Source organism: Frankia sp. CeD (assembly GCF_000732115.1).
Classification (GTDB): domain Bacteria; phylum Actinomycetota; class Actinomycetes; order Frankiales; family Frankiaceae; genus Frankia; species Frankia casuarinae.
In genome coordinates, this window is record NZ_JPGU01000085.1 from 1,363 (window position 1) to 4,739 (window position 3,377).

Annotated in this window: 1 protein-coding gene and 1 pseudogene; both read right to left on the minus strand. The window is 67.9% G+C overall.

Annotated elements, in window-relative coordinates; genetic code table 11:
* Positions 1-263, minus strand: a pseudogene (locus CED_RS25670) (IS66 family transposase); the annotation flags it as partial.
* A gap of 1,412 nt (positions 264-1,675) precedes the next feature.
* Positions 1,676-3,244: a recombinase family protein gene (locus CED_RS20795; protein WP_035913581.1), complete on the minus strand. Its 1,569-nt coding sequence runs from the start codon at positions 3,242-3,244 to the stop codon at positions 1,676-1,678.
* Positions 3,245-3,377: the final 133 nt, after the last annotated feature.

Here is a 3,377-nt window from a genome sequence, read left to right on the forward strand (position 1 = left end):
CGCAGCTCGGCGAACTCGAGCTCAAGCTCCTCGACCCGCCGCACGGCCCGGTCCCGCTCGGCGCGCACCGCGCCAAGCTCCACCTCATGCCGCGCGGCCGAGTCCTCCACGACCCGACGCAGCCGCTCGTTGACCGACACCAACCGCTCGTTCGCCGCCACCGACGCGGCCTGCCCGACGGCGAGTTCCTCGATCCGCGCCTCGGCAGCCGCGAGACGCGACTCCCACGACGACGCGGACAGCTCAGCCACAACCCTGATCATCCACGCCCAGCCACCAGGATCAAGCAACGNCCACAGCACGTCCCCGCAACACAAACCCCAAGGTCAGCGGGCTACCCCGGCACACCCGTGAATGGACACCACCGCATCTGGGGCGAGACAAGGCTTCGTCTCATTATCAGGTCTAGAAATCTGGTCGGCGTGAGCACCCTGGGGCATATCCCAGAATCAGGAAGAGTCCCCCGTAGGAACCGGGAGGGTGTCGAGCTGGGTCTGGACCATGCCAACGCGGTCTTTATATCGCGGATGAGCTGATGATCCATCAACATCCTTTACATGGTGGCTCCTTCGGCCTGCACCCAGATCGCCATGAAAAACCAACCGAAACAGATGAAAGAGAGGCAGGGTCGTACGGCGACAGCTAACGTCGATGCTTAGCCGTCCCTGTTCTCGCCGCTGTCACCGACGGGTCCATCAGAGGTCTGAAAGTCGCCGCGGTCCTGGATCGTGGCCAACTCCTCTACCACGATGACGAGGTCATCCGGTGGCGTCATTGCGCTGGTCTCCTTCCGTGAGCATCAGCCGTGGCGCCCGCGACGATAAGCGAGGCCGAAGCAGCCCAGATTCTGGTTGATTGCGGGCAGCGACTGAAAGATTACCGGACCGCTCCCGGAGTCGCTACCGATTTCGGGAACTCCTTCGGTTCCCACCCGGCCACGGCTGGCACGATGTGCCGGCCGCACCAGCAAGGGCGAGAGCCCCGTGACGCTGGCCTTCGTTATGACCTGCACCCCGGACGTTGCCGACCTGCGGCACCGGGCCGCTGAGCGCCTGGCGAGGCGGTCGGGCAGCGCAGCCCGGCCGGCCGGCCGGCACGATCGTCACGTTACGACCCACACCGGCAACCTTGGTTGTCAGCCAAGGAGATGCTTCGTCGCGGGTCGGGTAGCTGCCGCTTCGCAATCGACAACCGTGGTTGTCGTGCAAGATCGCTGTGCGGGTCGGGTGCCCAGCGGGGATAGTCAGAGTGGACTGGTTAATGTGGACCATTGATCGCTGGCATCGGCCGCGTACGTCACAGCGTCGCAGGTCAGCGCCCTGGTTCCACCGACGCGCCGTGTCGCTGGCTTTGCACCATCCCGCTGTGACGTCGCATCCTGCTCCGCAGGGGGCGCTTATCGGCACGGTGCCCGCGCGCCGCCCAGGCCGCCGAGAATCGTGCACAGCGTGCCGCCGTCACGGCGTGGGCAACGGCGTGTCGCCGTGACGGTGGCACTCCCGCTGACTCTTCGGCCCCTTCACGCTCGGCCCGCTAACGGTCCAGGGACGGAATCTCTCCCCCCCTGCCAGCGGGGAAGGCGGTTCTAACGTGCCAGTGTGGCTCTCAAAGGGTCATAGCGGGCAGGTACGACGAAGGCCCCGGCAGACGCCGGGGCCTTCTGCGGTGACGTGGGCTACCGGGGGTCGTTCAGGTCTCGCCACACGATCCGCACACGCTGAACATCATCACCCTCGACAGTCCCGTTTCCGCCGACGATCACACCGTCGATCAGTTGGGTGAGGATCACCCGCTTGGCCGCGATGTCCTCGCCGAGCCCGTCCCAGCCCACGGCGCCCTCCACGGGCAGCGTGGCGCGCCGTCGCGCGCTGGTGTGCATCCGGGCCTCGGCCGCGCGGATCTGGCGGACGATGGCCTTGTGGGCATCGTCGTAGGCGTCATCGTCCATCTTCCCGGATGCCCACCGGTCCGCCAGCGCGCTCTTGCGGGCCTCCAACGTCNCCAGCTCAGCGGCGGCCGGGTCNTCCNTGGCNACNGGNNGGAGNACCAGNTCGTCGAGACGCNNNCGCACGGCNNGGNNNACCANCNCGACGAGGAAGNNTTCNCCGATNCGGACCTTGGCCGNACAGCGGCCGTNNCGNCGCTGGCAGTACAGCCGCNTCCCGTTCGNGCCGTTCCCGGTCAGCTTGTGCCCGCACGAGGCGCAGTAGACGAACCCCGCCAGCATGCGCCGAAGCTTCTGCGCGTTGGTGTTGGTCCGCCGCGAGGCGTCGGTGAGGATCGCCCGGATCTGCTCCCAGGTGTCGACGTCCAGAATCGCCGGCCACACCGCTTGGCCCATGACCGCGATGGTGCCCGTGCTGCGCCGCGTGCTGCGGGTCTGGTAGCCGCGCATGCCGATCAGACGCGGGTTGACCATCATCTCCTTGAGGGTGGTCGCGTTCCACCCGCGGTACGGGCATGGGCAGTCGGTCCACGCCCGACGGCCCTTGACGTTGTTCGGGCAGATCGGCCGGTGGGCCTTCGTCACGGTCGGGACCGCCTCGGCGTTGAGCGTGCGGGCGATCGCCGCCAACGGCACGCCCGCCAGGATGTTGGCCGCGATGCGGCGGATAACCGCCGCCTCGTCCGGCACGAGGGCGTAGAAGTCCCGTACGGGCTTGCCGGCGTGGTCGGTGCCGACGATCGGCCCGTAGCCGTACGCTCGGGGTCCGCCGTGGTGGCGGCCCTGCTCGGCCCGCTGCTGTGCTGCCCGTGCGACACGCTCCGCCGTGCGCTCGGCCTCTCCCGCGTCGATCGAGAAGATGATGTCCGCCATCATCCGGCCGTCAGCGGAGGTGAAGTCCATGGTGGTGCCCCGGACCGGNATCAGCCGGACGTTGCGGGCNTTGAACAGNTCGATCACGCGCATCCGGTCGGGCCGGTTGCGTAGGAAGCGGTTCGACGTCCACGCGATTACCGCGTCGATCTNGCNNGCNNNNGCCATGGNNAGGATGNGNTCGAACTCCGGCCGGTAGTCCTTCGTGGCCGACAGGTCGTTGTCGGTCAGCACGTCGATCAGGTCGACGTCGTCACGCCGTTCGGCAAGCTCGCGGATGTCCTCGTCCTGGCGGGTGACCCCGGCTTCCAGCCCTTCACGGTCGTCGGAGATCCGGCGGTAACCGATCGTGCGCAGCTTGCGAACCACCCCAGACCCGTACGCGGCGTCCCGATTGTCCGACCAGAGCGTGATGGCGGGCCTCACGCGGCCACGCTCCCCAGCTCGTGACCGCACTTCGCGCAGTGGGAGCGATCAAAGTAGCTGGGGACGTGGGGGCAGGGAACGAGCGTCAGCCGCTCCCCGCGCGGCCACGCGCGGCACGTGAGCAGCAGGGCCT